Origin of the sequence: Pseudomonas frederiksbergensis (assembly GCF_003732275.1) — a bacterium.
In the GTDB taxonomy this organism is placed as follows: Bacteria; Pseudomonadota; Gammaproteobacteria; order Pseudomonadales; family Pseudomonadaceae; genus Aquipseudomonas; species Aquipseudomonas frederiksbergensis_H.
In genome coordinates, this window is sequence record NZ_MOBM01000012.1 from 516,607 (window position 1) to 542,352 (window position 25,746).

General features: G+C 57.4%; 26 protein-coding genes and 1 pseudogene. 12 read left to right on the forward strand and 15 right to left on the reverse strand.

Annotated elements, in window-relative coordinates; translation table 11 throughout:
• The first annotated feature begins 216 nt into the window (after window positions 1-216).
• Complete coding sequence (locus tag BK662_RS10425) at window positions 217-1,425, forward strand: MFS transporter (protein WP_123357971.1); 1,209 nt, start codon at window positions 217-219, stop codon at window positions 1,423-1,425.
• A gap of 131 nt (window positions 1,426-1,556) precedes the next feature.
• Here BK662_RS10425 and BK662_RS10430 read toward each other — a convergent pair whose 3' ends face one another.
• Entirely contained in the window at window positions 1,557-2,135 is a 579-nt protein-coding gene (locus BK662_RS10430; RefSeq protein ID WP_123357972.1) for a DUF4337 domain-containing protein, read from the reverse strand.
• Between the two features lie 198 nt (window positions 2,136-2,333).
• Here BK662_RS10430 and BK662_RS10435 point away from each other — a divergent pair, with 198 nt between their 5' ends.
• Window positions 2,334-2,735 (forward strand): hypothetical protein, encoded by a 402-nt coding sequence (locus tag BK662_RS10435; protein ID WP_123357973.1) that lies wholly within the window; start codon window positions 2,334-2,336, stop codon window positions 2,733-2,735.
• A gap of 22 nt (window positions 2,736-2,757) precedes the next feature.
• Here BK662_RS10435 and BK662_RS35215 read toward each other — a convergent pair whose 3' ends face one another.
• From BK662_RS35215 to BK662_RS10445, 3 genes are read right to left on the reverse strand one after another with little or no spacing between them, the layout of a single operon-like run.
• Complete coding sequence (locus BK662_RS35215; RefSeq protein ID WP_259695895.1) at window positions 2,758-2,931, reverse strand: hypothetical protein; 174 nt, start codon at window positions 2,929-2,931, stop codon at window positions 2,758-2,760.
• Between the two features lie 29 nt (window positions 2,932-2,960).
• Complete coding sequence (locus BK662_RS35220; protein WP_259695896.1) at window positions 2,961-3,248, reverse strand: alpha/beta fold hydrolase; 288 nt, start codon at window positions 3,246-3,248, stop codon at window positions 2,961-2,963.
• A 52-nt stretch (window positions 3,249-3,300) separates the two neighbouring features.
• Entirely contained in the window at window positions 3,301-4,491 is a 1,191-nt protein-coding gene (locus BK662_RS10445) for an MFS transporter (protein ID WP_123357974.1), read from the reverse strand.
• An 80-nt stretch (window positions 4,492-4,571) separates the two neighbouring features.
• Here BK662_RS10445 and BK662_RS34760 point away from each other — a divergent pair.
• A pseudogene (locus BK662_RS34760) lies at window positions 4,572-4,730 on the forward strand (DHCW motif cupin fold protein); the annotation flags it as partial.
• 259 nt (window positions 4,731-4,989) lie between these two features.
• On the opposite strand, the gene BK662_RS10450 reads toward BK662_RS34760, so the two are convergent.
• Window positions 4,990-6,420, reverse strand: a complete 1,431-nt coding sequence (locus tag BK662_RS10450) for an IS1182 family transposase (protein ID WP_123357975.1) — start codon at window positions 6,418-6,420, stop codon at window positions 4,990-4,992.
• A 119-nt stretch (window positions 6,421-6,539) separates the two neighbouring features.
• On the opposite strand from BK662_RS10450, the gene BK662_RS10455 reads away from it, so the two are divergent.
• Window positions 6,540-6,974, forward strand: coding sequence for a GNAT family N-acetyltransferase (locus BK662_RS10455; protein WP_123357976.1), 435 nt, complete (start codon window positions 6,540-6,542; stop codon window positions 6,972-6,974).
• Between the two features lie 129 nt (window positions 6,975-7,103).
• Here the strand turns inward: BK662_RS10455 and BK662_RS10460 are convergent, their stop codons facing one another.
• Both BK662_RS10460 and BK662_RS10465 read right to left on the reverse strand, forming a co-directional pair.
• A complete protein-coding gene (locus BK662_RS10460) occupies window positions 7,104-7,490 on the reverse strand; it encodes a cupin domain-containing protein (protein WP_123357977.1) in 387 nt (128 codons plus the stop codon).
• A 72-nt stretch (window positions 7,491-7,562) separates the two neighbouring features.
• Window positions 7,563-8,387 (reverse strand): AraC family transcriptional regulator, encoded by an 825-nt coding sequence (locus tag BK662_RS10465; protein ID WP_123357978.1) that lies wholly within the window; start codon window positions 8,385-8,387, stop codon window positions 7,563-7,565.
• 388 nt (window positions 8,388-8,775) lie between these two features.
• Between BK662_RS10465 and BK662_RS10470 the strand changes: the two genes are divergently transcribed.
• The gene (locus BK662_RS10470) at window positions 8,776-8,964 is read left to right on the forward strand and encodes an AbrB/MazE/SpoVT family DNA-binding domain-containing protein (protein ID WP_123358139.1); all 189 of its coding nucleotides are present in this window, start codon (window positions 8,776-8,778) and stop codon (window positions 8,962-8,964) included.
• A gap of 172 nt (window positions 8,965-9,136) precedes the next feature.
• Here the strand turns inward: BK662_RS10470 and BK662_RS10475 are convergent, their stop codons facing one another.
• The 3 genes from BK662_RS10475 to BK662_RS10485 all read right to left on the reverse strand — a co-directional run bounded on the left by BK662_RS10475 (window position 9,137) and on the right by BK662_RS10485 (window position 10,921).
• On the reverse strand, window positions 9,137-9,739 hold the full coding sequence (locus BK662_RS10475) for an Xre family toxin-antitoxin system antitoxin (RefSeq protein ID WP_259695897.1): 603 nt from the start codon (window positions 9,737-9,739) through the stop codon (window positions 9,137-9,139).
• A 60-nt stretch (window positions 9,740-9,799) separates the two neighbouring features.
• The gene (locus BK662_RS35685; protein ID WP_123357979.1) at window positions 9,800-10,018 is read right to left on the reverse strand and encodes a BPSL0761 family protein; all 219 of its coding nucleotides are present in this window, start codon (window positions 10,016-10,018) and stop codon (window positions 9,800-9,802) included.
• A gap of 189 nt (window positions 10,019-10,207) precedes the next feature.
• Window positions 10,208-10,921, reverse strand: coding sequence for a hypothetical protein (locus BK662_RS10485; protein ID WP_123357980.1), 714 nt, complete (start codon window positions 10,919-10,921; stop codon window positions 10,208-10,210).
• A 452-nt stretch (window positions 10,922-11,373) separates the two neighbouring features.
• Here BK662_RS10485 and BK662_RS10490 point away from each other — a divergent pair, with 452 nt between their 5' ends.
• The 3 genes from BK662_RS10490 (at window position 11,374) to BK662_RS10500 (ending at window position 14,436) form a co-directional block, all read left to right on the forward strand.
• The gene (locus BK662_RS10490) at window positions 11,374-11,655 is read left to right on the forward strand and encodes a helix-turn-helix domain-containing protein (RefSeq protein WP_123357981.1); all 282 of its coding nucleotides are present in this window, start codon (window positions 11,374-11,376) and stop codon (window positions 11,653-11,655) included.
• Window positions 11,656-11,933: 278 nt separating this feature from the next.
• On the forward strand, window positions 11,934-12,935 hold the full coding sequence (locus tag BK662_RS10495; protein WP_123357982.1) for an AAA family ATPase: 1,002 nt from the start codon (window positions 11,934-11,936) through the stop codon (window positions 12,933-12,935).
• Window positions 12,936-13,104: 169 nt separating this feature from the next.
• Window positions 13,105-14,436, forward strand: coding sequence for a DUF58 domain-containing protein (locus BK662_RS10500; protein ID WP_123357983.1), 1,332 nt, complete (start codon window positions 13,105-13,107; stop codon window positions 14,434-14,436).
• A 131-nt stretch (window positions 14,437-14,567) separates the two neighbouring features.
• On the opposite strand, the gene BK662_RS10505 is transcribed toward BK662_RS10500, so the two are convergent.
• Both BK662_RS10505 and BK662_RS10510 read right to left on the reverse strand, forming a co-directional pair.
• Window positions 14,568-14,927: a PilZ domain-containing protein gene (locus BK662_RS10505; RefSeq protein ID WP_123357984.1), complete on the reverse strand. Its 360-nt coding sequence runs from the start codon at window positions 14,925-14,927 to the stop codon at window positions 14,568-14,570.
• Window positions 14,928-15,159: 232 nt separating this feature from the next.
• The gene (locus BK662_RS10510) at window positions 15,160-15,534 is read right to left on the reverse strand and encodes a tetratricopeptide repeat protein (protein WP_123357985.1); all 375 of its coding nucleotides are present in this window, start codon (window positions 15,532-15,534) and stop codon (window positions 15,160-15,162) included.
• 182 nt (window positions 15,535-15,716) lie between these two features.
• Between BK662_RS10510 and pyk the strand changes: the two genes are divergently transcribed.
• Complete coding sequence (pyk, locus tag BK662_RS10515; protein WP_123357986.1) at window positions 15,717-17,168, forward strand: pyruvate kinase; 1,452 nt, start codon at window positions 15,717-15,719, stop codon at window positions 17,166-17,168.
• Between the two features lie 209 nt (window positions 17,169-17,377).
• On the opposite strand, the gene BK662_RS10520 is transcribed toward pyk, so the two are convergent.
• The 3 genes from BK662_RS10520 to BK662_RS10530 are packed head-to-tail and all read right to left on the reverse strand — an operon-like array spanning window position 17,378 to window position 20,190.
• Window positions 17,378-18,124 (reverse strand): enoyl-CoA hydratase-related protein, encoded by a 747-nt coding sequence (locus BK662_RS10520; RefSeq protein ID WP_123357987.1) that lies wholly within the window; start codon window positions 18,122-18,124, stop codon window positions 17,378-17,380.
• Window positions 18,125-18,155: 31 nt separating this feature from the next.
• Complete coding sequence (locus BK662_RS10525; RefSeq protein ID WP_123357988.1) at window positions 18,156-19,091, reverse strand: iron-sulfur-binding ferredoxin reductase; 936 nt, start codon at window positions 19,089-19,091, stop codon at window positions 18,156-18,158.
• Complete coding sequence (locus BK662_RS10530) at window positions 19,084-20,190, reverse strand: GGDEF domain-containing protein (RefSeq protein ID WP_123357989.1); 1,107 nt, start codon at window positions 20,188-20,190, stop codon at window positions 19,084-19,086. Before BK662_RS10530 ends, BK662_RS10525 begins: the two co-directional genes overlap by 8 nt.
• Before the next feature lie 482 nt (window positions 20,191-20,672).
• Here BK662_RS10530 and BK662_RS10535 point away from each other — a divergent pair, with 482 nt between their 5' ends.
• The 3 genes from BK662_RS10535 (at window position 20,673) to mifR (ending at window position 25,494) form a co-directional block, all read left to right on the forward strand.
• Window positions 20,673-22,196 (forward strand): fumarate hydratase, encoded by a 1,524-nt coding sequence (locus tag BK662_RS10535; protein WP_052964313.1) that lies wholly within the window; start codon window positions 20,673-20,675, stop codon window positions 22,194-22,196.
• A gap of 203 nt (window positions 22,197-22,399) precedes the next feature.
• Window positions 22,400-24,160, forward strand: coding sequence for a two-component system sensor histidine kinase MifS (locus tag BK662_RS10540; RefSeq protein ID WP_123357990.1), 1,761 nt, complete (start codon window positions 22,400-22,402; stop codon window positions 24,158-24,160).
• Entirely contained in the window at window positions 24,160-25,494 is a 1,335-nt protein-coding gene (gene mifR / locus BK662_RS10545) for a two-component system response regulator MifR (RefSeq protein WP_123357991.1), read from the forward strand. Before BK662_RS10540 ends, mifR begins: the two co-directional genes overlap by 1 nt.
• Window positions 25,495-25,746 lie beyond the last annotated feature (252 nt).

A 25,746-nucleotide genomic window follows, 5' to 3' on the forward strand; every position in this document is an offset into this window, starting at 1 on the left:
GCCCGCTGCGTCGGCCGGCGCTTGAGGACGTCCTTCAAACAAGCATACGGAGTAGGCATCTGCCCAAGGCATCTTGCTATTTCTTACGCGACTGCCTGTTGTCAGGCCGCACTCCTGGATACGTTCAGATTTTTATACCTTGACTCCAATACGCTTATAACTATTGCGAAGCGTAGCCGTGGTAAAAAAACGTTTGAACAAAGCATGGTGCGCTCCATGAATTCAACACTTGGTGCTTCTCGTATCATTCGATTCGGAATGTTTTGTGTTGCCTGTTTCCTCCTCTCCATCTCCTATGGGGCAACCTTCCTGTTGTCGTTGCTGGTGGCGTCTTTTGGAGGCGATGAGCGTGATGCAGGCCAAGTATTTGCTGTAGCCATGATCAGCACTTTAGTGGCTGTCCTTGGGTCGGGGCATGTTATGAAACGCGTCGGGGCGTGTCGCTGCATTGCCCTTGGTGCTGTATGCCTGGTCACTGCATCGTTAGGTTTCGCGCTCGTGCCAGGTCTGGGCATTGCTTTGATGACGTGCGGCTTGATCCTGGGGTTAGGCTGGGGGCTCTTTTACACGATAGGACCCATCATGGTTGCAGCGATGGTCGAGCCAGCCCGACGGGCCCATTGTTTCGCGCTTCTATCAGGAAGTATGTTGACAGGTATCGGCAGCGGCCCCTTGATGGGCAAGCTGTCAGGCTATCTAGGCATGCCTGTCCAGGCAGCATTTTTCTGTGCAGCAGTAGCGGCTGCACTGGGCGGGTTGTACTTCTGGCAAATTGGAGCAGGCGCGCGCGACTCTCGGCTGCAACCCATCGGCCAGCCGCAAATCAGTCTAGGGACTGCGTCACGTGTATTGCGGTCGCACTCAGCGTTATCGATTGTTATGGTTGGCTTTGGGGGAGCAATATTCGGTGGGATGGGTAGTTTTCAGACCAGCTACGCGGCCAGCCTCGGGCTCGATTACTCACTGTTTTTCATCGGTTTCATGGGAGCGGCCATCGGTTGTCGTTTGTTGATTGCCGGGTGGGTGGTTAAGCGCAATCCGTTGTCGGCCTCCTGCATATTGACGACGCTCATGCTCATCGCCGTGGTGGGCTTTAGTGAATGGGTTCACGATAGCTCCAGCTACCTACTCACCGCCGCACTCCTCGGAGTCGGGTACGGGCTGAACTACTCGGTGATCAATGGTCTAGCGGCCAATGAGGCGCCCACCGAGCTGACTGCTCAGGCGCTTTTACTCTTCAGCCTGTCGTACTTCATCGGTGTATTCGGATTCCCATTCATCGCTGGCAAGCTGATCAGTTCCACCGGGATACACGGGATGCTGCTAAGCATTGGTTTAATCGCGTTGCTGGTTTGGGGATTGAGTATAGGCCGTTGGCTATTCTGGCGGTTTGGGAAGGCGGAGATGCTTTCACCCCGAATATAGCTTTTCAATTACCCATCAAGGGATGAGCACTGTATGCCGTAATAGTCGGTCATCTGTGTCTATCGATGCGACTGCCAGACTGATACGGTTTGGCATCCACTGCAATTTGATGAGGCATCTGAGCGCCTCGCTTAGATATGCAGCCAAGCCAGCGAACCCAACATGACGCCAACACCCGCTGCCCCAAACGAGATCCGCTTGAGCCATTCCTTACGCGTCAGCAAGGTAATGGCCGCCAGTGAAATTGCTATTTGAATCGCTGTCATTGCCTGGGCCCAGCGGTGATGCAGATGCAGCACCTGCTCTGACTTCTCGTCCCACTCTCTTGCCCCCTGTTCGAATGCTTCAGCCTTCTTGCGCGCTTCCTCCTTCTGTTCCCCGTACCGCCGCGCCTCAGCAACATAATGGGCGGAATCCAGCCCTGGGAGATGGCTTGCCAGTTCCGACAGGTTCTGCCGGCTGGACTTGGCCTGGTAGTAATTCCACTCGTTGGCGGCTTCGGTTTTCTGGATGGCGGCGTTGTTTTTGTCCATGGCCGCCTCATTCTCCGTTGAGCCGGCTTGATAGCTCATCAGAGCGCCGATGGTCGCCATGATGGCTGTCATCACCGCAATCTTGCTGGCAAAGCTGTCGCCTTTTGCATGCGCATGATGGGTGGTGTGCTCAATATGTTGCTCGTGTGGGCTGGGGACTTCGAACTCTTCAGGCATGGGTGTCAATCTTGGAGGAGTTAGTGGAAGTGGACAGCATTATGAATTGTCCCTGATTCTTTAGACACAAATGACTGGCAGCCAGTGGTCGGTTGTAGCACTTCGCGACAGGTAGAAATCGGCCAAAATCTGCCGTTCAATGCTGTCCATAGAAACACACTCGCCGTATCCTCAAGAACACATTGAAAAGGAGTTCGAATGAAAACTGATTGGCAACAAATTCGAGAAATGATGGACACTGTTATCGATAGCTGTGAGCAGATCGAAACGGCAGGGTTCAATGAGGAACATCGCTCCGCGACCGTGGAAATCAAAGGCGTCGATTACTCCGTTCAGGAGTTTTTAATCAGTGCCTGGACACTCCCAGAGAACATTCGCTACCAGATTATTCGTGAGCGTCATGAAGCCGGGAATGACCTTCCCTATGTTCCCGAAGCTGCCCGCATTCTTGTCTCGATGGCGCAGGCTTGCGCGGAATTGGTCGGGGCAGCCGACACGGCACCCGCTCAGAAAGCTATTGCGGGAATGAATCATTGGTACAAGGCCTACGCTGTACCGCATATGACTACAGCCATCGGGTTGGCAAAAAAAACAGTCTGACGCTTAGTTTTAGGGGCATTCACTAGGTAGAGACGGATTTATTTTTTCTGGTTTGAAAGTCTCCTATGGTGACTGGCATGCGCAACTCGACCAACCGGAGCGTGAGGTCGGTGCGGTCGTCGAGAAACCAGCTCGGCAGTGTCGGGTTGGCGGCAGCAAAATCCGGGCGCCAGTCATGCGCGCCCAGAGCAGACATATCCACCCCGCCAGAGGTGACGGTCAGCGTCAGGTGCGTGATAAGCTCGGGGCGTTCAAGCGCTCTGCAAGCACAGCGACTATACCGCCCATGGACTGCGCCACCAGCGCTGCGGGCCGGTCGATCTCGGCCAGCACGCGAGCCACCAGATCATCCATGCCGGTCACGCTAGGCAAGGGCGGAGCGTCTCCAAAGCCGGGCCAGCCGATATGGACTTGCTGCGCCGGGTGGGCCAGGCACTCAGCAACCGGATGCCAAAACCGGGTGTTACCTGAGGCTCCGGGCAGGAAGAGGAGTTTGGCGGGGGATGCAATCACAGGTTCGGTCCTTGAAGGTGGGATTGAAAGAGTCAGCAGGAGGGCAAAATGCTCACCTTGGATGAAGCGCTTCATACCTGACGCGATGCTCGCTCAACATCAACGTCGCTATAGCAACCAGTACAGGTACAAAGGCAAGCGCACAGATAATGCTCCAACCGTATCGATTCAATATACCTCCCGACGCAAACGAGCCAAGCACCACGGCGCCAAAGACAACGAAATCATTGAGCGCTTGGACACTGTTTCTTTCGCTTGTTTTATGGCACTGAAGGACGAGCGCAGAGGCGCCGACAAAACCGAAATTCCAACCAATCCCTAGAAGGACCAAACATAGATAAAAGTGGTAGGACTGCACGCCGGCAAGCCCGACTGCAATAGAAGCGCCGGTTAACATCAACCCCATCAACACAACGCGGTTTGCCCCAAAACGGCGGATCAGATTGCCAGTGAAAAAACTGGGTGCGTACATTGCAATTACGTGCCACTGCAATGCCAGATTCGATGATTCCAGTGAAAGATCCTCATGCTTCATTGCTAGTGGGGCCGAAGTCATCAGGAAATTCATCAAGGTGTAAATTATGACACCACAGAGCATGGCGTTGATGAGTCGAGGCTGCCTAACAATCACCACAAGCGGGCGACCTGGAGTACGAACAGCCGCCCCGTGGCGTGGCAAATCGACACCTAGCAGCACCGCCGCCGAAACCACCGCCATTAATGCGGCTGCAACATAAGTAACGATAAACAGGTGGGACTCCCATAGATCCATCGTATAGGTAACAGTCTGCGGACCAAGTACACCCGCCACTAGCCCGGCAGCCATGACGATTGAAAGCGCCCAAGGCTGCCTGTTTTCTGGAACGCATTCTGCGGCGGCGAAACGAAACGTCAGCACCACAGCGGCATAAGCGCCACCAAACAGCATCGCAGCACAGAAAATGAAGAAGGAAGACCAATAAATGCCAATCGCAGCCAGCACTCCCATCAGGATGCCGCACAACGCTCCCAGCATAAACACGAGACTGCGCCCATAGCGCTGCGCAATGGCGCCGGCAGGTAGCGTGCAACTCGCCATGCCCACGACAAAAATGGAGATAGGCAGTGTCGACAATGCTTTATCCGGTGCAAGCATGTCTCCCACGATAGCGCCGGTTGCATAGACGATGACTGAGTTACCACCCGCCAATGCCTGGGCGGTTGCCAGTCGAAAAATGTTGCTGTTCCCAGATGTGGCTGACACGAATTCTCTCCCTTGAATGAATCGTCCCTTAATGCAGCTGCAGCGTGCCGATTATCAATGAAAACTAATGGCCGCGCTGCTCCTTTCTCCTTTTGTGCCTGGAGGGTCAGTTGCATACTGAACTGGAAGATGGTCGTCAGTTCACACTGACGCCGGGAATGAGTTATCAGGTGGGTAATAATGCTGAGGGATATCGGTCATTCACCACCACCGGGGCGAAGTTGTTCATTGTGGATTAGTCGTGGGGGGGACCTGCATAACGCGCCCATGCAATCCGTTTGCGGCCAATGAAGCCGCAATCATGGGGTCTGAAATATACGTGTGCGAATGACCGCTTCTGGCCCAGAGTGTGTAAAAACGTCAGATTGGTTTTCTGTATCGACGCGAGGAGATCGTGGCCACGTATCGCAAACTGATCAAGTCCACGACATTCCAGGAACAGTTAAAACAGCTCAGCAGCCTCTTAATATCCTTTGGAGGGGTAAAAATGACCGGCTTTTACGCCGTTAACGCTTTCATCAAGCTAGTGGTGCCGATGATTTTCATGACCCGTTTCAGGTTGTAGGCGAGCACATTCAAGCTCATCTCCGCGCTCACCCCGGCCAGCTTTCGCGTCAGGAAGTGCGTTGCACCCATCCATTGTTTGAGCGTCCCGAAGGGATGCTCAACAGTCCGTTTTCGGACTCGCATCATCTCTGGTGCTTTGCTCAGCCGAAGCAGCATCCCCTCCAATACGTCTTCATGCTCCCAGCGTCGAACTCGTCGTTCCGTGCTCGGTGTGCACTGCAATTTCAACGCGCAGCCCTGGCATTTCGAACTCCAGTAACGATGCAGCTTCAGGCCTTTTTCAACGTTGGTATAGCGCCAAATTAGTGCTTCTCCAGCTGGGCAAGGGTATTCGTTCTTGGCCGAGTCATAGATGAACGCATCGTTATTGAAACGCCCGTCAGCCTTGGCTCCAGACGTCATCGGTTTGGGCACATAGGCGGTGATGTCTGCATCGTGACAAGCCAGGATTTGTTCGCTTTTGAAGTAACCTCGATCAGCCACCACCGACAACGTTTCCAAGCCCATGGCCTCGCGGGCCTGCTTGGCCATCGAGCTGAGTTGATCGCGGTCGGAACCGACGTTGGTCACCTCGTGCGCAACGATCAAATGGTGCTGAGTATCGACCGCTGTCTGCACGTTGTAGCCGACGATTCCCGTGCCGCGCGTCATCATGGAGCGGGCGTCTGGATCGGTCAAAGAAACCTGTTTGTCCGGCGATTCATTGAGCTGGATTTCGATCGCTTGAAGCTCCTTCATTTGCGTCTTCAGCTTGGCGATTTTCTCTTCCAGTCGCACGGCGTTGGTCTCAGAGGAACTTGGTTCTTGCCGATCGGCAGTATCGAGTGCCGCCAGGTAACGATTGATACTCGATTCAATTTCTTCCATTCGCCGCTTCAGTTTGGCGCTGGTGAAATTGCGGTCGCGGTTGTTGACTGCTTTGAATTTACTGCCATCGATGGCGACCAGATTTTCTCCGAACAATCCCAACTGCTGACAGAGCACAACGAACTGGCGGCAGACTCCTCGGATGGCGTTGCTGTGGTTTTTTCGGAAGTTGGCGATGGTCTTGAAGTCCGGCATCAAACGCCCGGTCAGCCACATCAGCTCGACGTTGCGTTGGGCTTCTCGTTCCAGCCGTCGGCTAGACTGAATGCGGTTGAGATAGCCGTAGATGTAGATCTTTAGCACGATCGCGGGGTGGTAAGCAGGCCGGCCAGTATTGGCTGGAATGGCACCTTCAAAACCCAGATTGACCAGGTCGAGTTCGTCGACAAAGACGTCGACTACGCGCACCGGATTGGTATCGCTGACGTAGTCGTCGAGGCTCTCGGGAAGCAGGGTACTCTGACCGCGATGCCCACCTTGGATGAAGCGCTTCATGGACGATCCCTGTGTAAATGCTGACCCATTCTAAGCTTCAATAAGAATCGGCGCAGCAACATCAAAGCTGCTTCTGCTAGTCTGCTGGGCCAGACAGCTAACAAAGCCAGGCTCAATCAATGTTCTACATCCGTGTCATGACCATGGACGATTACGATGCGGTCATCGACCTCATGAGGCGTACCCCAGGCGTTTCCTTCCGTGATGCCGACTCTCGTGAGTCGACCTCGAAATACTTAGAACGAAATCCTGGGATGAGCTTCGTTGCTGAAGTCGGAGCCGTTCTCTGCGGTTGCATCATGTGTGGACACGACGGCCGCAGAGGATATTTGCAGCATTTGGTTGTCCTTCCTCAGTATCGGCGGCAAGGCATAGCAAATGCGTTGGTAGAGCGTTGTCTTTCGAGTCTTGAGAAATACGGAATACTTAAATGTCATCTTGACGTTTTCAAGACCAATGTAACAGCTGCTAACTATTGGCACAGCCAAGGTTGGCAGCTTAGGTCTGATATCGATCGGTATTCGTTTACCCGATCGGATAATGAGAACGTATGACCGAGCGACCGGCACCTAGCCTGTGAAGGGCTGGCTGCGATTGTGTTTTTACACACTCTGGGCCGATAGCTGCCGGCCAAGGTCAACTATTTCCAACTCAGCGCAGACTTTGCACAGGGTGGCGTTGGATTATATCCAGACGTCGTTCAAGGCAGTTCTTTCGCCATTTTCATGCCCTGTGTTCAAAATACCTCGAGGCTCGATCATCATCAGTTTTGCTTCACCTTTTGCAGCCGTCCGATGTTCAATGCCACGGGGTACCACATAGAGTTCACCCGGATTCACATAGACGCAGCCTTCCGGCAGGTCGATGCGCAAGGTGCCTTCTAGGACAAGAAATGCTTCGTCGGTCTCAGGATGTGAGTGCCAGATGAATTCGCCTTCGATTCGCACAACCTTGAACTGGTAGTCATTCATCTCTGCAACAACTCTGGGGCTCCATTGCTGTTCGATGAGCGAAGCCTTACGGGCCAGGTTTACAGGAACGGATGATTGTTGATGACGGAGCTCTGACATGACGGATCCTCGGTGGTTGAAGTCGCCAGCCTATAGCGCATGGAACAGGGCGCTCTTGTACGATCCTGCAAGTCAGCGTGCGGCCCGCAATCGTTCCAGCCAGCGCATGGGCGGTATTCCGTAGCAGCGGGTGAAGTGTCGCGTCATATGACTTTGATCGTGGAAACCCGCGACGAGGGCGGCATCCACCAGGGTGAAACCTTCAAGCACCAATGCGCGGAACCGATCCAGGCGGCGCAGGGTGACGAATCGGTAAGGGCTCGTACCGTAAAGCGTTCTGAAGTCGCGTGACAGGCTCCAGCGTTCGCGCCCACTGGCACGCTCCAGCATCTCCAGCGTAATGCATGAATGCAGATGTTCCAGGATGAACGCTCTGGCGCGCTCGGCTGCGCAGTAATCCAGACGCTTGCGCCCGCGTGGCTTGCCACCGACGGCACGCAACGCCGTTGCCAAGTCAAATAGCGCGTCCTGTTCCTCCAGTGTTTCCAGTGGATGATCCACTGCTTGCACGAAAGCTGCACTGGCATGGAACAGACGCGGATCGCTCGAAATTCCCCCCGCGATAAAGGGCAAGGGTTTTCCCCCCAGGATGTTCTGGATTAATGCCGGATCAACGTAGGCCATACGGTAACGAAAGCCTGCATCGGTGCCGGCCATACCATCGTGGAGTTCGTCGGGGTGAAGCACGAGCGTGTTGCCGGGAACACCGTGGCGCAGCGAGCCTTCGTAGTGAAAGCTCTGCACGCCTGCCAACGTTCGACCGATCGAATAGGTGTCATGGCGATGCGGATCGTAGCCGTGGCTGCCAAACCACGCTTCGATACGCTCGATCCCTCCAGGTTGAACACTGCGGATGACCCAGTCGACATTGCCAGCTTGGCCATTTTTCTGATCCATAAACGTGTGCCTTCCTGATTCCGCGCGTCGGGGGTGAAGATCTGTCTGTCGGGAATATACAAGTGCAGGTAATTAGATGTCTGCTTTTGGCCCAGAGTGTGTAAAAACGCTTCGCCAAAATTGAAGTGCCCGCGTCTACGTTAAATCTGAAGTTTATCGGCACGTCAGCAGATGTGGATTTTGCGTAGTAGCGCGATTTTCAGTCCGGTTTTGAGTACCTGTCGCGCTCAAAAACGTTTTTACACAGCCTCGACCGGAAGCAACCCTTCGCGGCAGACAGCAATCTGCCAGAGGAGTCCTCAGTAGTCAGCATCATCACGCTTCAACTCGCGAAGACATTGCGAGCATAATGAATCGCCCCCGCCAAGACCAAAGTGTGAGTAACATCATGACCGAAACCCAACGCTGGACAGTGAAATGCCAAGATCCTGCGGATGGAAGTGGCGACGTCATCATTGACTTGCCGCCTGAGCTACTCGCCAGTTTAGGGCTGAGCATCGGTGACATGCTGACGATTGAAGTGGTCGACGGCGCGATAGTTCTGACGCCGAAGTCGAGCGACTCAGCTACACGCTGAGTCGAGCCCGCGCGCTCCACCTAATCTTCAAACGGGCATAAGCGAACGGCACATCTCAGCGGCGGCCATTGGGCAGAAGCTGCCTGTCGCGAAGGGCGGAAAACGGCCATTTCCGGTCGGTCGTGAAAGACATAAGCTCGCCTCTGTAAGTGTGTGCCGCGCCATACCCTCATCAGGCTGGACCTCCTCCCCCAAGGGCCTGAAGGACACGGCGAACTTGTTTAGCACCAATCTCAGTTTCGCAGAGCATGATCGGTGCAGTCCCACCAAGCGCTTTATTTGGTGTCGACATCCAATGTGTGGCAGTCACTTGTGTCTCAAATATCTCCTCGGCCAAGTGACTGACAGTAGCAATTCTATCCAAACGCTCAGAGGCGACAGGGTCAAGATTCTTCTGCTCTCGACGCCGTCTTTCAAGCGACGAAATTGATGCATTAAATAGCGTTTCCAGGTGGCAGTCTTGAAGGTCGAAAGCCAATCGAAACGCATGGATGAGTTCAGCGGGAAACCCTACTTTTATTTGGTGCAGCCTCTCCGAATCCTTCAGCGACTCTCGATGGGCGCTGAATCGCCAAAAGGCAGCGATCTCAGCCTCTCGAGATAATTTTTTCTTTTTTACCGGCCGTCCAACCTCACTTGAAGTGTCCATCAATACGCCCTCCAAATGAATTTTTTCTCTCAAATGAAATATGACTTTTCTCCTCTCAACGAGGAACTGACATTGAGCAATAAACAGGTCCGAAAGGGGGATCGGGGGATCGGCATTCAACCCCATACGTATCAATGGCTCAGGATCAGGCTTTGGTCAGTGGCGAGTAACCTGGAACCGATACGGTTAATCGATACTTGAGCTCAGGAAGGGCTCGGTCAGTCGGTCGACTCTTTGCTCATCGAGCTTCCCTGCCCGCAGTATCTCGTTTGAATTTGGATAATGCCGTAAAAGCTGGCGGGCCTGACGTCGAATTGACTCTGAAAGCGCGGGATTTTGCGCAACGTCGACCAGAAGGTCTCGAGTCTGAATGAGCGCTCGCGTGCGCTCTTTCGGCATCGTCATGTTTTCCTCCGCTAACGAACAGTGCGCGGACTAGCCGCTCTGAGCTTGATTACTTCCGACGAAGATTTTTCTTGCACTGTAAATCACCTAAAGTTCAAGCCCCTGCATGCGCACCGACGAGCAGGCTGGGTCATTTGCTTTGAATTGTGAATGGGGTAGCCAAGCACGCATCGACAAGCGCAGTCGAACTCAGCTTATGTTCTCAGGGGACTCGTTTTCGTCACCATAATAGCCCTCTCCTTTCACACGCTCATTCTTCCAGTACTGGATAAGCTCCTCGATACTTTCACCGTCATGGAATTCGAGTTCCCAAAAATCGGATTGCCGCCAATCATCGAACGCTTGCTCTTGGAGTGTGGTCTCAACCTCCTGATAGGCCATGTGAGGATCAATCAACTCCTCGTGACCCTGGCCGTCATTCAGCCATTCGTAAGAACTGGACCCATTTGGCAGATTGCAAAAGCGCCACCATCCGCGGTATGTCTCGACAGATCGACGGACGCAATCGGCGCGAAAATCCATCTCATCTTTTTCTGACCAGATGCCCTTTTCAATCTCGGAGTTGCGTTCTGCATCGCGATCCAGGAAAAACATTTCGTGCATTTGAGAATCATGTTTCGCCCAATCATAAAACTCGCAGCCGATGCCTGACTGCCCCCAGCGCAAAACCGTGCGGACCACCGCAGCCTTCGCCGAGCCAAACACCCATTCATACTCGTGTAAAAAGCTCGGATTTTTGGAGATTTTCCCCTCACAGGCGAAGGCAAATTTGTCCCGATGCTTACGCCAAAACTCATCCAGCTGATCAAGCGTTCTCAAACGGACAAAAAACGTTCCGTCTTCAAGCAACGTGCGCTCCAGCAATTCGATATAGATGGGCAAACGTGATGACTTCGTTTTCATAGACGTAACAATCTCGCAAATGCAACACGCCTGCTGCCGTTCGGCTTGCCCCTTTGCACAACCTTTCAAAGCAACTAGCGGAACTAGCAGAGGAAGGCATTGCGTCGAAGCTTTGTGGTAGAGAGGTGATGTGCTGTAAACGTGGCCTGTCGTGAGTAAAGCTGCCTCTCAATTTAGTAGATCCTCAGCTTCCCAGCAGTGAACCAGCGGAGTTATCGAAACTCATCATGCCCCTTCGATTTAGGATCGAAATGTCCGGAAAGCGTAGTCTTCGCTAGCGTCGACTGATCATGTGAACGAAGGTTTAAGAAAGCGGATGACACCAGCCGAATCCCATCGGTAAAAGATGATACCCACTCAGTAAAAATCAGAATAATGCCAAATTATACTGTGAACAGTATAGAACAAAACAGCTTTGACCGGCCTTATCGTTCCTTTTGCGAGAAGCACTCATGCGATTGGAACTCAAGCGGGCCATTGGTACCTCCATCAAGTCATATCGACTTAAGAGGGACATTCCCCAGGAAAGCTTAGGTCCAAGCCAGCCATACATAAGCAGCCTCGAAGCAGGAAGAGGCAGTGCGTCGATAGACAAAATCGAGCAGATGGCAAATGTTCTCGGGGTTCATCCCATGAGCATAATCTTCGCTGGCTACCTCACATCAAACGAGGATGCCAGCAAGGAGCAGTTGTTTGAAAGGATCCGAATTGAGTTAGCTGAAATAGGGATCTAACTGATCTCAGCTATTCGGAGCCGCTGAAAATCGAGGTTGGGGCCGCGGACAGCGCCCGCCACAGAATCGGTCGGTTTCGGCCGGTCACGACGCTTTGGGTAAATTCCAACGCAAATGCTTGGTCAACTCACGTACAAATGGGTGATAAAGATCGTGGAATTACTCAGCGCGGATGTGGCTCGATATGAGCTTAAAAAAGTTAAAAAAAGTTAGATTAGGTAAGTGACTGATTTATGGAAGATAAAACACATGTAACAGTTAGCAAGGCTCCGGAATTCGTGAGTGAACAGATCGAGCCCGGCACACAGACCCACGCCGCCCAGCAGCGCCAGCGCGCCAGCCAGTTGGCCCAAGCGGTCAGGACGGAACTGCAAAAAGCCGTGATCGGCCAGAACATCGTGATCGACGATGTGCTTACCGCACTGATCGCCGGCGGCCATGTGCTGCTCGAAGGCGTGCCGGGGTTGGGCAAGACGTTGCTGGTGCGCGCCCTCGCTCGCTGCTTCGGCGGTGAATTTGCACGCATCCAGTTCACCCCGGACCTGATGCCCAGCGACGTCACCGGGCACGCAGTGTATGACTTGCAAACCGAGCAATTCAAACTGCGCAAAGGCCCGCTATTTACCAACCTGCTGCTGGCCGACGAGATCAACCGCGCCCCGGCGAAAACCCAGGCGGCGTTGCTCGAAGCCATGCAGGAACGCCAAGTCACCCTCGAAGGCCGCGCCCTGCCCATCGCGCAACCGTTCATGGTGCTCGCCACGCAAAACCCCATCGAACAGGAAGGCACTTACCCGTTACCGGAAGCCGAACTCGACCGCTTTATGCTCAAGGTGCGCATGGACTACCCCGATGCCGAGCAGGAATTGAACATGGTGCGCCAGGTCAGCCGCTCGACCCGGGCCGACATGCTCGACGTGCAACCGTTGCGCACGGTGTTGCAAGCCAAGGATGTGCTGGCCTTGCAACGCATTGCCAGTGATCTGCCAATGGACGATCAGGTACTCGATTACGCCGTGCGCCTGGCCCGCACCACCCGAACCTGGCCGGGGTTGACCCTCGGCGCCGGGCCACGCGCGTCAATCGCGCTGGTACGTTGCGCCCGCGCCCGGGCCTTGTTGCGCGGTGGTGAATTCGTGATTCCCGACGACATCAAAGGCTGCGCGCTGGCCGTTCTGCGTCACCGTGTGCGAATTGCCCCGGAGCTGGACATCGAAGGCCTGGAAGTCGATCAGGTGCTCACGCAATTGCTTGATCAAGTGCCGGCGCCGCGGCTGTGAACACCGTCATGCAGCCCACCCCTGTGGCGAGGGAGCTTGCTCCCGTTCGGCTGCGTAGCAGTCGCAATACAGGTAAACGCGTTTTACCTGACACTCTGTGTCGGCTGGCTTTAGGGCTGCTTCGCACCCCAGCGGGAGCAAGCTTCCTCGCCACAAAAGGTAGGCGCCGATGAAACCCACGCGCCTGCTGCTGATCTGGCTCGCGGTACTGCTGGCCATTGGTATCGTGCTCGGCGCATTGCGGGCACTCGACATCCCGATTCCATCAAGTCTTTTATCGATCAACTGGGGATTACTGTTAGCACTGCTGGCCTTGGCGATACTCGACGCCATCCGCCTCAAACGCCTGCCCTCGCCCCGTGTGAAACGGCAAATGCCCGGCAGCCTGGCGCTCGGTCGATGGAGTGAAGTGCGACTGGACGTCGAGCATGGTTTTGCTCAACCGCTGAACGTACAGATTTTCGACCATGTGCCGGACGGCCTGGACTTCGAACACCTTCCATTGTCCGTCGAACTGCAACCTGGCCAGCAAAGCCAGATTGGTTATCGTCTACGCCCACTCAAGCGCGGACACTTCACCTTCGAACACTGTGAAATCAACCTGCCAAGCCCCATGGGCCTGTGGTGCGGCAAACGCCTGCTGCACAGGATTGATCACACCCGCGTCTACCCCGACTTCGCCCGTCTCCACAGCGGACAACTGCTGGCGGTGGACAACTGGCTGAGCCAGCTCGGCGTACGCCAGCGTCAACGTCGCGGCCAGGGGCAGGAATTCCATCAATTGCGCGAATTTCGCGAAGGCGACAGCCTGCGCCAGATCGACTGGAAAGCCACCGCCCGCCATCGCACTCCCATCGCCCGGGAGTACGGAGACGAGCGCGACCAGCAGATCATTTTCCTGCTCGACTGCGGCCGACGCATGCGCAGCCAGGACGGCGAACTGTCACACTTCGATCATGCATTGAACGCCTGCCTGCTGCTCGCCTACACCGCGTTACGTCAAGGCGATGCCGTCGGCCTGAGCACCTTCGCCAGCGACCAGCCCCGCTACCTCGCCCCGACCAAAGGCAGCGGCCAACTCAATGTGCTGCTCAACACCGTCTACGACCTGGACAGCAGCCAACGCCCCGCTGACTACCAGACCGTTGCCAACCAATTGCTCGCCCGGCAAAAGCGCCGGGCGCTGGTGGTGCTGGTGACCAACCTGCGGGATGAGGATGATGAAGAACTGCTTACCGCCGTCAAGCGTTTAGGCCAACAGCACCGCGTGTTAGTGGCGAGCCTGTGCGAAGAGAGGCTCGACAGCCTGCGGCATGGGCAGGTGCAGACCTTGACGGACGCACTGGCCTATTGTGGGACGGTGGAATATTTGAATGCACGGGACGAACTCCATGAGCGATTGCGCGCCAATGGAATACTAGTGCTGAATGTCCGGCCTCAACAGTTGGGTGCACAGCTACTAACACAATATCTGCATTGGAAAAAAGCAGGCGCAATGTGACAGCACACAGGATCGCGAGCGGGTGATTAAGCCGATATAACGGAAACCTGTAGGAGCCAGGCTTGCCAGCGAAGGCGGCTTCGAAAACGCCTTCGCCGGCAAGCCTGGCTCCTACAAAAAAATCGGTGTGTTCAGGCAGAGGTCGGCAACGGCTGAAAACTGAAGTACTGCTTCAGCGCCTCGACCAATTGCCCATATTCCGGCGGTGCCCGTTGCAGGCTGAAGCCGGCGTCATAGTGGTGGGGGGTTGCGTCTTCGTGGCACCACAGGCAGCAGGCGTTGAGGTCAATCACCTGCTGACAGTTTCCCTCCATGGGGATTTTCAGGCGCAGATTGAAGTCGGCGCCCACCATCATCGGCAACTGGCTGATCAACATCAGCCCGTCCTCGGACAGATTGCCCAGAAAGCCAATGGGCTTGTCGGTGACGCTGTTGAACACTTTGAGAAAATACGGCAGTTGATGCCGCTCGATCCGGCGGTCAGTGAACATGCTGATTTCGCTACGCAAGGCCCTTAAGCAGGGCCGCACTAATGCTTCGGAACGGGCCTGCTCTATTGCTTTATAGACAGAAGCCGCGCTCTCCCCGATCCTGGTGCGACAGTCCATCCATCCGCTGTCGCTTACTGCTGCCGATCACAGGTGTTACCTCGAATTAGAAACAAGGCTCTAAACCGATTTATTCGACTATAGCTCACCGCCGCCGGTCAGCCAGCCGCTTCAATCAGAACCGGGTCGGGCGCACGACCGCCGCGCTGCGGGTCGGGTAATGCCCCAGGCTCTGCAAGGTTTCCAGGCGGGCGCGGGCGCGGTAGGCGTACTCGCTTTGTGGGTACGAGGCGATGATGAACTCGTACGTCTGGGCCGCATCAATAAACAGCTTTTGTCGTTCCAGGCACTGGCCGCGCATCATCGACACTTCCGGCCACACATAAGGCCGCGCGCGGCTGGCGCGCTCGACCTTGGACAATTCGAGCATCACTTGCTCGCAGTTGCCACGGTCATAGGCGCTGTAGGCATTATTCAAATGATGGTTCATCGACCAACGGGTGCAGCCCGTAACACTGAGGGCAAGGACGGCAATGAGCACGAATCGCATGGGGGATCTCCTGTCTTGAGCTCTGTATCGACCCATGGGCGGAAATCTTCAGGCTGGTATGCTGCAAAGTTGTCGGGGTTCAGCCATAACCAAGATCTTCACAAAAAGTAGTGCAAACGAACAATGACTACACCCAAAGACCATAGTAGCCTCTGCTAGCGCTTGAACTCAGGAGTCTTTGCATGTCCGTCCGTCGTACCAAAATCGTCGCTACCCTTGGCCCGGCCAGTAACTCGCCGGAAGTTCTCGAACAGTTGATTCTGGCTGGCCTGGACGTTGCCCGTCTGAACTTCTCCCACGGCACCCCCGACGAGCACAAGGCTCGCGCGAAGCTGGTGCGTGACCTCGCTGCCAAGCACGGCCGCTTCGTCGCCCTGCTGGGTGACCTGCAAGGCCCGAAAATTCGTATCGCCAAATTCGCCAACAAGAAGATCGAGCTGAAGATCGGTGATCAATTCACCTTCTCTACCAGCCATCCGTTGACCGAAGGCAACCAGCAAGTGGTCGGCATCGACTACCCGGACCTGGTGAAAGACTGCGGCGTGGGCGACGAGCTGCTGCTCGACGACGGTCGCGTGGTCATGCGTGTCGATACCGCCACCGCCACCGAACTGCATTGCACCGTGACCATCGGCGGCCCGCTGTCGGACCACAAAGGCATCAACCGTCGCGGTGGCGGCCTGACCGCACCGGCCCTGACCGAGAAAGACAAGGCCGACATCAAGCTCGCAGCCGAAATGGAAGTCGACTACCTCGCCGTGTCCTTCCCGCGTGACGCCGCCGACATGGAATACGCCCGTCAACTGCGCGACGAAGCCGGCGGTACTGCCTGGCTGGTGGCGAAGATCGAACGCGCCGAAGCCGTGGCCGACGACGAAACCCTCGACGGCCTGATCAAAGCCTCCGACGCGGTGATGGTTGCCCGTGGTGACTTGGGTGTGGAAATCGGCGACGCCGAGCTGGTGGGCATTCAGAAGAAAATCATTCTGCACGCACGCCGCCACAACAAAGCTGTGATCGTCGCGACCCAGATGATGGAGTCGATGATCCAGAACCCGATGCCGACCCGCGCCGAAGTGTCCGACGTAGCCAACGCCGTGCTCGACTACACAGACGCCGTGATGCTTTCGGCCGAAAGTGCTGCCGGTTTGTACCCGCTGGAAGCCGTACAGGCCATGGCGCGCATCTGCGTCGGCGCTGAAAAGCACCCGACCAGCAAGACCTCCAGCCACCGTATCGGCACAACATTCGAACGTTGCGACGAGAGCATTGCACTGGCAACGATGTACACCGCCAACCACTTCCCGGGCGTAAAGGCGATCATCGCGCTGACTGAAAGTGGTTACACGCCGTTGATCATGTCGCGCATTCGTTCCTCGGTGCCGATCTACGCGTTCTCCCCGCACCGCGAAACCCAGGCCCGCGCGTCCATGTTCCGTGGCGTCTACACCGTACCGTTCGACCCGGCATCGCTGCCGCCTGAGCAAGTCAGCCAGGCCGCGATCGACGAGTTGCTCAAACGCGGCGTTGTGGAGAAAGGCGACTGGGTCATCCTGACCAAGGGCGACAGCTACCACACCACCGGCGGCACCAACGGGATGAAAATCCTGCACGTTGGCGATCCGATGGTCTGAGTACTGCAGCGCTGAAAAACAAAAGCCCCGCCATGTGAATGGCGGGGCTTTTTGCATTCTGATCCTGAAAAATTGTTGTCTGGGCCGGCCTCATCGCGAGCAGGCTCGCTCCCACATTGGCCGCAGCTGTTCACAAATCATGTGTGACCACCACAAAACCCTGTGGGAGCGAGCCTGCTCGCGATGGCGTCAGCCCGGCCACCGCGAATTTACCTGTTGAGAAACCCTGACAACGCCGCCATCGCTTCCGGTGAACGCAGCCGCTGGGTGAACAATGCACCCTCTTCTTCTATCACCTTGCGCAGCAGTTCTCGATCCGGCGCTTTCATCAGTTGTTTACTGATGCGCACCGCCTCCGCTGGCAACGACTCGAATCGCAACGCCATCTCCCGCGCCTTGGCCAACACCGCTTCGCCACTGCCCAAGGCTTCAGTCGCTATCCCCCACGCCGCCGCCTGCTCACCACTGAAACCCTCGCCAAGCAGCAACAACTGCGCGGCTTTGGCATGTCCGAGCAAGCGCGGCAGGATCAGGCTGGAACCGAACTCCGGGCACAACCCGAGGTTGACGAACGGCATACGCAACCGGGCGTCGGTGCTGACGTAAACCAGGTCGCAATGCAGCAGCATCGTCGTGCCGATCCCCACCGCCGCACCGGCCACGGCGGCGATCACCGGTTTACGGCACTCCAGCAAATTGAGCATGAAGTGGAACACGGGGCTTTCGAGGTTGCTCGGGGGTTGCTGAAGGAAATCAAGGATGTCGTTGCCGGCGGTGAAACACTCAGCGCCACCGGTGATCAGCACCGCATTGATCTCGGGGTCGGTATCGGCTTGCTTCAGGGCCTCGGCCAAGTGGCTGTACATGGCGCGAGTCAGGGCGTTTTTCTTCTCGGGGCGATTGATGCGCAAGGTCAGCAGGCCGCGCTCGCGTTCAAATCGGATGGTATCGGGCATGGTGAGTCTCGCGTCGTTAAACGATCAGCGCTCAACCACGGGGTAGAAAGACATCCGCCAGCAGTTGATTGCGCGGCAAACCGGCCAGGTACAGGCGCCGGGCAAAGGCGTCGACGCTGTCGGGGGCTCCGCAGACTAAGGCCAGGGTTTGCCGCGAAACAAGGCGCAGTTGCGCCAAAGCCGCGGGCAACTCGGCCGCCGTCCATAACTCGATCGTCAGGTTTTCACGGCCGTCGGCCATGGCTTGCAGGGGTTTGGCCAGATAATGCTCACTCGCATCATGAGCCAGGTGAATGACACGAATGGGGCCTTGGTGATCCTGACGCAATGCTTCGCGCAAAATACCGAACAACGGCCCCAGACCGGTGCCGGCCGCCAATAACCACAGCGGTCGGGTGTGCCAGTCCGGGTCGTAATGCAACGCACCGCCGCGCAACTCGCCGAGCCGGATCGGGTCGCCGATTTTCAGCTGGCGTGCCGCATCACTGAATTCCCCCGGTTGGCGGCAATCGAGGTGGAACTCCAGAAAGCGATCTTCTTCCGGCAGGCTGGCCAGTGAATACGGCCGCGCAATCTGCCCTGCCCACAACACCAGATGCTGCCCCGCCTGATAGCGCAACGGTCGCTCGCTAGTCAGGCGCAAACGCAAGACGCTGGAGCTCAGCCAATCGCTGGCGGCCACCTGAGCGGCAAGCCCATCACGCAGTGGGTCAAAGGTTTCGATTTGCAGATCGTCGACCACCTGGCACTGACAGGCCAGTCGCCACCCCTGCTGACGCTGCTCATTGCTCAAGGCATCCGGACGGCTGTCGCTGGGCAAGCCCTCGACACACTTGACCAGGCACGCATGGCAACTGCCCGCCCGGCAGCTATAGGGCACCGACACGCCGTTCTGATTCAAGGCGTCGAGCAGGTTGCTCCCCGCCGCCACCGTCCATTGGCGTTCGCCGACCCGTAACTCAGGCATCGACATTCTCCCAGGCCGCCGCGCAACGGTTACGGCCATCACGCTTGGCGCGGTACAGCGCCTGATCGGCGCGCTGCAAGGCGTCATCCAGATCGTCGCCAAGCGTCAACAAGGTCATGCCCGCCGACAGGCTGAGGTGGCGCACATCCAGGCCGACCAACTCGACATCCATAAAGGCAATGCGCAACCGTTCGCAGCAAGCGGTCAGACGTTCGGGATCACAATCGGGCAACAGCACCACGAACTCTTCACCGCCATAGCGGGCCAGAATATCGCCATCGCGCAGGCATGCAGTGGCCACCCCGGCGAACGCTTGCAACACCTGATCGCCAGCGGCATGGCCGTGAACATCGTTGATGCGTTTGAAGTGATCGAGGTCGATCAACGCCAGGCCATGCACCACGTCGGCTTCCATGGCATTCAACTCCCGGGAGGCCAGGCGCAGGAAATGTCGACGGTTAAACAGCCCAGTGAGTTCGTCGGTCGCCACCAGGCCTTCGAGCTGGCGCATCATTCCGCGCAGGGTGTCCTGATGCGCCTGCAAGGCGAACCGCCGCTGACGCATACGCTGGCGCGACATCTGCACGTAACGGGCGTAAAGCACCAGCCATACGAGTACTACAAACAGCACGCACACCTGCAACAGCGCCAGTGTCGGGTTGGGTAGCTGGAAGTGGTAGCCCTCCCACAAGGTGATGGCGCTGAAACTGAAAAACACCAGAAACGCGCAACGGGTGAAAGCCGTGCGCGACAGATGAAACAACCCGAACAACAGAATCAGCAGGTAAAACACCAGAAACGCGCCGCGTGCCTCGTCCAGATGAGCGATGAGCCAGGTTTGCCAACCCAGCCCCAGCAGTATTTGCACTTCAGTCAGGCTCGGGTCGGAAAAGCGCAGGTTGCGGCCGCTGGAGAACACCGCGAACAACACCGCCTGGCTGAATACCACCAACGCGCTGCCGATCGCCATGCCGGTGACGGACTCTTGGTAGTGACCAGTGAAAAACGCCAGCCACAGCAGCAGCAAAGCCAGGGCGTAGGTGCCAGCTGCGAGGGCGAAGCGTTTGAGCAAAAGCCGCTGGATGGCGTTATGGGTCAATCGTTGATTCACCGTGGGAAAGGGGGCTGTCAGAGTGTCCTACTCTACAGGCCGGATGCCACTTTAGTGGCGTGTCTGATAAATGACCATTCAATTTTCTGGGCAGAAAACTGGCGTCAAAGCCATGACCCGAGCTCGGGATAATCCTGTGGCGAGGGAGCTTGCTCCCGCTGGGCTGCGAAGCGGCCCCCCAGCATTCTTTCAGTTGAACTGCGATGAATCTATTACGACTGCTTCGCAGCCGAACGGGAGCAAGCTCCCTCGCCACAAAAGCCCTTCACCCATATTCATCTGTGGGCGGTATGCGACCAACGTTTGATTGTCAACAGATGTGCCCGCCATCGAGGCGCGGTATACTGCCGCGCCTTTTTAGCGTCGCGCCAGCATGCCCGGCGTGCCTTGAAAGGTGCTTGCAACCGACCGATGCACCCAAGCTGCAAGCACCTTATTGAATGTTCCCGTCTTTTAGAGGAGCGCGACTCATGACCGTGATCAAGCAAGACGACCTGATTCAGAGCGTTGCCGACGCCCTGCAATTCATTTCTTACTACCACCCCGTGGATTTCATCCAGGCGATGCACGAGGCCTACCTGCGTGAAGAATCGCCGGCAGCTCGCGATTCCATGGCGCAGATCCTGATCAACTCGCGCATGTGCGCTACCGGCCACCGCCCGATCTGCCAGGACACCGGTATCGTTACCGTGTTCGTGCGCGTGGGCATGGACGTTCGTTGGGATGGCGCCACCATGGGCCTGGACGACATGATCAACGAAGGTGTGCGCCGGGCTTACAACCTGCCGGAAAACGTCCTGCGTGCCTCGATCCTCGCCGACCCGGCGGGCGCTCGTAAAAACACCAAGGACAACACCCCGGCCGTTATCCACTACTCCATCGTTCCGGGTAACACCGTGGAAGTGGACGTGGCGGCCAAGGGCGGCGGCTCCGAGAACAAGTCGAAAATGGCCATGCTCAACCCGTCCGACTCGATCGTCGACTGGGTACTCAAGACCGTTCCGGAAATGGGCGCCGGCTGGTGCCCACCGGGCATGCTCGGCATCGGCATCGGCGGCACCGCCGAGAAAGCCGCCGTCATGGCCAAGGAAGTGTTGATGGAATCCATCGACATTCACGAGCTGAAGAAGCGCGGCCCGTCCAACCGTATCGAAGAGATGCGTCTGGAGCTGTTCGAGAAGGTCAACCAACTGGGCATCGGCGCCCAGGGCCTGGGTGGCCTGACCACCGTGCTCGACGTGAAGATCATGGATTACCCGACCCACGCCGCGTCCCTGCCGGTGTGCATGATCCCTAACTGCGCCGCCACCCGTCACGCACACTTCGTGCTCGACGGCTCCGGCCCGGCCTCGCTGGAAGCGCCACCGCTGGACGCCTACCCGGAAATCGTCTGGGAAGCCGGCCCGTCGGCTCGTCGCGTCAACCTCGACACTCTGACACCGGAAGAAGTGCAGAGCTGGAAGCCGGGCGAAACCGTCCTGCTCAACGGCAAAATGCTCACCGGTCGCGACGCGGCGCACAAGCGCATGGTCGAGATGCTGAACAAGGGTGAAACCCTGCCGGTGGATCTGAAAGGTCGCTTCATCTACTACGTCGGCCCGGTCGATCCGGTCGGTGACGAAGTGGTTGGCCCTGCCGGCCCTACCACCGCCACGCGGATGGACAAGTTCACCCGTCAGATCCTCGAGCAAACCGGCCTGTTGGGCATGATCGGCAAATCAGAGCGCGGCCCGACCGCGATCGAAGCGATCAAGGACCACAAAGCGGTTTACCTGATGGCTGTTGGCGGCGCGGCTTACCTGGTGGCGCAAGCCATCAAGAAATCCCGCGTGGTGGCGTTCGCCGAGCTGGGCATGGAAGCGATCTACGAGTTCGACGTCAAAGACATGCCTGTGACCGTTGCGGTCGACAGCAAAGGCGAGTCGGTACACATCACCGGTCCTGCGATCTGGCAGAAAAAGATCAGTGAAAGCCTGGCGGTGGAAGTGCAGTAAACGCCTCCCCCGCTAACGAAAAAGGCCGGGCCGTCTCCCCAGACGACCCGGCTTTTTTTTGGATAACGATTTAATTCTTCGATCCACGCAGCCACTTCGACTTTTTGGAGAAAGCGCTGGCGTCTGAACACGTCATGCCGGGACGAAGAATGCGCGGCCTCATGGTATGGTGCCCGCCCATCCTTCAACCTGTTTCCTACAGCATGCTGCCGACTTCCCGTACCCTGCGCCTGTCGTTGTACTCCTTGCTGATCATCGCCGGTGCGGTGCTCGCCGCTACGCTGGCCATCCGTCACACCGAACGCCAAGCGTTGGTGGAAGATGCCGCACGCGCCAATCAGCAACTGGCGCTGTACGCCAATTCCCTGCACACCCTAATCGAGCGCTACCGCGCCCTGCCCGCCGTATTGGCGCTGGACCCGGAACTGCGCGCCGCGCTAAACGGTGAAGTGAGCCCCGAACAGCAGCTTGCGTTGAATCGTAAACTGGAAAAAATCAACGGCGCCGCGCAGTCCTCGACCCTCGAATTACTGGATCGCACCGGCCTGGCCGTGGCCGCCAGTAACTGGCGCTTGCCCAGCAGTTACGTCGGCCACAACTACGGTTTTCGCCCCTACTTCAGCCAGACCCGCACCCAAGGCACCGGGCGCTTTTATGCGGTGGGTGTAACCAGCGGCATTCCCGGTTACTTCCTGTCCAGCGCGGTGACCAGCGACAGTGGCGAGTTTCTTGGTGCCATGGTGGTGAAACTCGAGTTTCCGGAGCTTGAGCGCGAATGGCGTCAGGGCAGCGACACGTTGCTGGTCAGCGATGCCCGCGGGATTATCTTCATCGCCAACCAGCCAGGCTGGCGTTACCGCCAATTGAAACCGCTGAGCGACCGCGACCGCGCCGAGCTCAAAACCACCCGCCAATACGACAAACAGCCGCTGACCCTTCTTGACTATCAATCGGTGCAGCGCTTCGATGACAACAGTGATCTGAAGCGGGTCAATGGCCCGGACGGGCCGGCGGATTACCTCTGGGAATCGCTGCCACTGGCCGCTGAAGACTGGACCTTGCACTTGCTGCGTCGCCCGCAGATCCCGTTAGAAGATCGCCGCAACGCCGGGCTCGCCGCCGCCGGGGTGTGGCTGGCAGCGGTGTTTTTGCTGCTGTTCCTCAACCAGCGTTGGCGTCTGGCCAAGTTGCGCCAGCGCAGTCGCGAAGAACTCGAGCGACTGGTGGAAGAACGCACCCGGGATTTGCGCACCGCTCAGGACGGGCTGGTGCAATCGGCCAAGCTCGCGGCCCTCGGTCAGATGTCTGCCGCGCTGGCCCATGAAATCAATCAGCCGCTGACCGCCCAGCGCATGCAGCTTGCTACTCTGAGGCTGCTGCTCGATCACGGTCGTGTCGAGGATGCCTACAAGGCACTGAAACCGGTGGACGACATGCTCACGCGCATGGCCGCCCTCACCGGCCACCTGAAAACCTTCGCGCGCAAAAGCCCCAGCGGTCTGCGCGAACGGCTGGACCTGGCGGCAGTGGTCGATCAATCCTTGCAGTTGCTGGATGCGCGCCTGCGTGACGAGCACATCAGCACCGTGCTCCATCTGACCCGCCCGGCCTGGGTGCGTGGCGATGCGATTCGTCTTGAACAGGTGCTGATCAACCTGCTGCGCAATGCCCTGGATGCAATGCACGACAAACCCTGCAAGCGTCTGGAAATCCGCCTCGAAGCCGATGAACAATTGTGGCGCCTGAGCGTCTCCGATAACGGTGGCGGCATTGCCGAAGAGAACCTGGGTAAGGTGTTTGACCCGTTCTTCACCACCAAACCGGTGGGCGATGGCCTGGGCCTCGGGCTGGCCGTCTCGTTCGCCATCGCTCACGAAGCAGGCGGACGCCTGAGTGCCGATAATGGTGAAAACGGCGCGGTGTTCACCCTGACGTTGCCCATTGATCTGGAGGTGCCTGGCTGATGCTCAATTCGGTGATGGTGGTCGATGACGAAAGCAGCATCCGCAGCGCCGTCGAACAGTGGCTGAGCCTGTCGGGGTTCGAAGTGCAGCTGTTCAGTCGCGCCGATGCATGCCTGGCGCAACTGCCGAAGCACTTCCCCGGGGTAATTCTCAGCGACGTGCGCATGCCCGGCATGACCGGGCTGGAGCTGCTGGCCGAAGTCCAGCGCCGCGATGCCGACTTGCCGGTGATCTTGCTGACCGGTCACGGCGATGTGCCGATGGCCGTCGAAGCGATGCGCGATGGCGCCTACGATTTCCTCGAAAAACCTTTCAGCCCGGAAACCCTGTTGAGCAGCTTGCGCCGGGCTCTGGATAAGCGCCGGCTGGTGCTGGAAAACCGCGCGCTGCATGAACAGGCGGACAATCGCGCCAAACTCGATGCGACGCTGCTGGGAGTGTCCCGTGGCTTGCAAACACTGCGCCGGCAGGTGCTGGATCTGGCGACGCTGCCGGTCAACGTGCTGATCCGTGGCGAAACCGGCAGCGGCAAGGAATTGGTTGCCCGTTGCTTGCACGACTTCGGTCCCCGCGCAGATAAACCCTTCGTGGCGCTGAACTGCGCGGCGATTCCCGAGCAATTGTTCGAGGCCGAACTGTTCGGTCATGAAAGCGGCGCGTTCACGGGCGCCCAGGGCAAACGCATCGGCAAGCTCGAATACGCCGATGGCGGCACGCTGTTTCTCGATGAAATCGAAAGTATGCCGTTGGCCCAGCAGGTGAAACTGCTGCGGGTGTTGCAGGAACAGAAGCTTGAGCGATTGGGTTCCAATCAGAGCATCCACGTAGACTTGCGGATCATTGCCGCGACCAAACCCGACTTGCTGGATGAAGCGCGGGCCGGACGTTTTCGCGAGGACTTGGCCTATCGATTGAACGTCGCCGAGTTACGTCTGCCGCCGTTGCGTGACCGGCGTGAAGACATTCCACTGTTGTTCGAGTTCTTCGCACAGAGTGCCGCCGAGCGTTTGGGCCGCACCTTTGCGCCCTTGAGCGGGCCGCAACTCAGCCATCTGCTGAGCCACGACTGGCCGGGCAATGTGCGCGAACTGGCGAACGTCGCCGAGCGCCAAGTGCTGGGCCTGGGTGAACCGGAACCGGCGGGGATCGATCCCGGCCAGTCGCTGGCGGCGCAGCAGGAAGCCTTCGAAGCACATTGCTTGCGCGCGGCACTGACCCGGCATAAAGGTGATGTGAAAGCGGTGCTTGAAGAGCTGCAACTGCCGCGCCGTACCTTTAATGAAAAGATGCAGCGGCATGGGTTGAGCCGCGAGATGTTTTTGCAGGACAGCTGATTTTGTGGTGCCTGGACTGGCCTCATCGCGAGCAGGCTCGCTCCCACAATGGTCCTGCGCACACCAATCTACTGTGGGAGCGAGCCTGCTCGCGATGAGGCCGGCACAGGCAAAGAACCCCATGACTCTATAAGCGGATTTCCGCTCGCGTCCGATCCTCAATAAGCGGATTTCCGCTCAATAAAACCCGCTACCCCCTCTAAACCGGCCCTCCTCTCCTTGGCACAGCTCCTGCTATAGCTCCAGCAGGCT

Bases quoted from the DNA above. Each gene is read 5' to 3' on its own strand.
- BK662_RS10425 (WP_123357971.1), top strand. From the start codon at position 217: ATGAATTCAACACTTGGTGCTTCTCGTATCATTCGATTCGGAATGTTT.
- BK662_RS10430 (WP_123357972.1), bottom strand. From the start codon at position 2,135: ATGCCTGAAGAGTTCGAAGTCCCCAGCCCACACGAGCAACATATTGAG.
- BK662_RS10435 (WP_123357973.1), top strand. From the start codon at position 2,334: ATGAAAACTGATTGGCAACAAATTCGAGAAATGATGGACACTGTTATC.
- BK662_RS35215 (WP_259695895.1), bottom strand. From the start codon at position 2,931: ATGTCTGCTCTGGGCGCGCATGACTGGCGCCCGGATTTTGCTGCCGCC.
- BK662_RS10450 (WP_123357975.1), bottom strand. From the start codon at position 6,420: ATGAAGCGCTTCATCCAAGGTGGGCATCGCGGTCAGAGTACCCTGCTT.
- BK662_RS10455 (WP_123357976.1), top strand. From the start codon at position 6,540: ATGTTCTACATCCGTGTCATGACCATGGACGATTACGATGCGGTCATC.
- BK662_RS10460 (WP_123357977.1), bottom strand. From the start codon at position 7,490: ATGTCAGAGCTCCGTCATCAACAATCATCCGTTCCTGTAAACCTGGCC.
- BK662_RS10465 (WP_123357978.1), bottom strand. From the start codon at position 8,387: ATGGATCAGAAAAATGGCCAAGCTGGCAATGTCGACTGGGTCATCCGC.
- BK662_RS10470 (WP_123358139.1), top strand. From the start codon at position 8,776: ATGACCGAAACCCAACGCTGGACAGTGAAATGCCAAGATCCTGCGGAT.
- BK662_RS10475 (WP_259695897.1), bottom strand. From the start codon at position 9,739: ATGGGGTTGAATGCCGATCCCCCGATCCCCCTTTCGGACCTGTTTATT.
- BK662_RS35685 (WP_123357979.1), bottom strand. From the start codon at position 10,018: ATGACGATGCCGAAAGAGCGCACGCGAGCGCTCATTCAGACTCGAGAC.
- BK662_RS10485 (WP_123357980.1), bottom strand. From the start codon at position 10,921: ATGAAAACGAAGTCATCACGTTTGCCCATCTATATCGAATTGCTGGAG.
- BK662_RS10490 (WP_123357981.1), top strand. From the start codon at position 11,374: ATGCGATTGGAACTCAAGCGGGCCATTGGTACCTCCATCAAGTCATAT.
- BK662_RS10500 (WP_123357983.1), top strand. From the start codon at position 13,105: ATGAAACCCACGCGCCTGCTGCTGATCTGGCTCGCGGTACTGCTGGCC.
- BK662_RS10505 (WP_123357984.1), bottom strand. From the start codon at position 14,927: ATGTTCACTGACCGCCGGATCGAGCGGCATCAACTGCCGTATTTTCTC.
- BK662_RS10510 (WP_123357985.1), bottom strand. From the start codon at position 15,534: ATGCGATTCGTGCTCATTGCCGTCCTTGCCCTCAGTGTTACGGGCTGC.
- pyk (WP_123357986.1), top strand. From the start codon at position 15,717: ATGTCCGTCCGTCGTACCAAAATCGTCGCTACCCTTGGCCCGGCCAGT.
- BK662_RS10520 (WP_123357987.1), bottom strand. From the start codon at position 18,124: ATGCCCGATACCATCCGATTTGAACGCGAGCGCGGCCTGCTGACCTTG.
- BK662_RS10525 (WP_123357988.1), bottom strand. From the start codon at position 19,091: ATGCCTGAGTTACGGGTCGGCGAACGCCAATGGACGGTGGCGGCGGGG.
- BK662_RS10535 (WP_052964313.1), top strand. From the start codon at position 20,673: ATGACCGTGATCAAGCAAGACGACCTGATTCAGAGCGTTGCCGACGCC.
- BK662_RS10540 (WP_123357990.1), top strand. From the start codon at position 22,400: ATGCTGCCGACTTCCCGTACCCTGCGCCTGTCGTTGTACTCCTTGCTG.
- mifR (WP_123357991.1), top strand. From the start codon at position 24,160: ATGCTCAATTCGGTGATGGTGGTCGATGACGAAAGCAGCATCCGCAGC.